Origin of the sequence: Sutterella sp. (assembly GCF_052272535.1) — a bacterium.
Lineage (GTDB): Bacteria > Pseudomonadota > Gammaproteobacteria > Burkholderiales > Burkholderiaceae_F > Sutterella.
The window spans coordinates 1572-3251 of the sequence record NZ_DAVZJY010000246.1 but is presented as its reverse complement, the minus strand read 5'-3'; the positions used below and the strand labels follow the sequence as shown (position 1 = coordinate 3251).

Annotated in this window: 2 protein-coding genes and 2 tRNA genes; all 4 read left to right on the top strand. The window is 62.0% G+C overall.

The annotated features are described in order from the left end of the window. Positions 1–116 precede the first annotated feature (116 nt). On the top strand, positions 117–878 hold the full coding sequence (gene tpiA, locus ACT6Y9_RS09805) for a triose-phosphate isomerase (RefSeq protein WP_295478452.1): 762 nt from the start codon (positions 117–119) through the stop codon (positions 876–878). 26 nt (positions 879–904) lie between these two features. After that, complete coding sequence (gene secG, locus ACT6Y9_RS09800; RefSeq protein WP_443744387.1) at positions 905–1264, top strand: preprotein translocase subunit SecG; 360 nt, start codon at positions 905–907, stop codon at positions 1262–1264. Positions 1265–1332: 68 nt separating this feature from the next. Then, a tRNA-Leu gene (locus tag ACT6Y9_RS09795) sits at positions 1333–1418 on the top strand. Positions 1419–1536: 118 nt separating this feature from the next. After that, positions 1537–1622: transfer RNA gene (locus ACT6Y9_RS09790), tRNA-Leu, on the top strand. Positions 1623–1680 lie beyond the last annotated feature (58 nt).

The window sequence follows — 1680 nt, the reverse complement described above, 5'->3', positions numbered from 1 at the left end:
GCTCTTCCACGCTCGGGGCCCCTCGGGCGCGGGGATTTAAGCGATCTCACGGGTCAAACCCGCTAGAATCCCTGCACTTCATTGAGAAACCACCTTTACTGACCGAACCGCAATACATGCGCGACAAAATCGTCATAGCCAACTGGAAGATGAACGGCTCGCGGGAGGCGAACAGCCTCTGGGTGCGGAACTTCCTCGCCCAGCCCCTGCGGCTCTCCTGCCGCACCGTCGTCTGCGCCCCCTTCATCTATCTTCCGGAACTCACCGCCGCCTGCTCGGGCACCTCGCTCGAAGTGGGCGCTGAAGACGTGAACGAAAACGCTTCGGGCGCCTTTACGGGCGAGGTTTCCGCCGCCATGCTCGCCGACTTCGGCGTCTCCGCTGCGATCGTCGGTCACTCCGAGCGCCGCCGTCTCTATGGTGAAACGGACAACCGCGTCGCCATGAAGGCCGTCGCCCTCGTGAAGTCCGGCATCCGTCCGGTCGTCTGCGTGGGCGAGACGCTCGAGGAGCGCGAGCGCGGCGACACGCCCGCCGTAATCCTGCGTCAGCTCAATGCGGTTCTCTCGGTGGTGAAGCCCGAGAGCCTCCTCGCCGTCGCCTATGAACCCGTCTGGGCGATCGGCACGGGACGCTCGGCCGACCCGCAGACCGCCCAGGCCGTTCATGAAGGCATCCGCGCCCGGCTCGCCCAGACTTCTCTCGAGGCCGCCCGCCGGACGCCCATCCTCTACGGCGGCAGCGTCACCCCTGAAAACGCCTCTGAACTCTTCGCCGAGCCCGACATCGACGGCGCGCTCGTGGGCGGCGCCTCGCTCAAAGCCCAGAGCTTCTACGCCATCGGCGAAGCGCTCTGCGCCTCTCGACCCCATAATTAATCTCTCCACCACAAGGTGTTAAGACCATGCACTTCCTGCTTAGCATCGCGCTTGTTCTGCAGATCATCTCCGCGGTCGTCGTCATCGTCCTCGTGCTGATGCAGCACGGCAAGGGCGCCGACCTCGGCGCGGCCTTCGGCAGCGGCGCCTCCGGCTCCGTCTTCGGCGCCACGGGCAGCGCGAACTTCCTCTCGCGCTCCACGGCCATCGCCGCCACGGTGTTCTTCTGCTCCACCATCGCCCTCACCCTCGCCTCCGGCGCCTTCAACAAGCGCGCCGCCGCGCCCCAGGGCGGCGTTCTGTCGACGGTCGAACAGCCGACATCCCAAGAACAGGGGATGGGTGACAAGCAAAATAATGCCCCCGTCAACCAAATTCCGAGGTAAAATGCTTCTCCTCTGATGAACGAGTTCCTCAACTCACAAACAGTTCATCAGAGAACAACTTGATTGCTGCGGTCGTGGCGGAATTGGTAGACGCACTACTTTGAGGGGGTAGCGGCTTTTAGCTGTATGAGTTCAAATCTCATCGACCGCACCACTTACTGGGGTATCGCCAAGTCCGGTTAAGGCAGCGGATTCTGAATCCGCCACTCGTAGGTTCGAATCCTACTACCCCTGCCATCCCTTAGATCAAGTTGACAATTTGGAAGACACGAGCGGTCGTGGCGGAATTGGTAGACGCACTACTTTGAGGGGGTAGCGGCCTTTGGCTGTATGAGTTCAAATCTCATCGACCGCACCACATTTACTGGGGTATCGCCAAGTCCGGTTAAGGCAGCGGATTCTGAATCCGCCACTCG

Bases quoted from the DNA above. Each gene is read 5' to 3' on its own strand.
- tpiA (WP_295478452.1), top strand. From the start codon at position 117: ATGCGCGACAAAATCGTCATAGCCAACTGGAAGATGAACGGCTCGCGG.
- secG (WP_443744387.1), top strand. From the start codon at position 905: ATGCACTTCCTGCTTAGCATCGCGCTTGTTCTGCAGATCATCTCCGCG.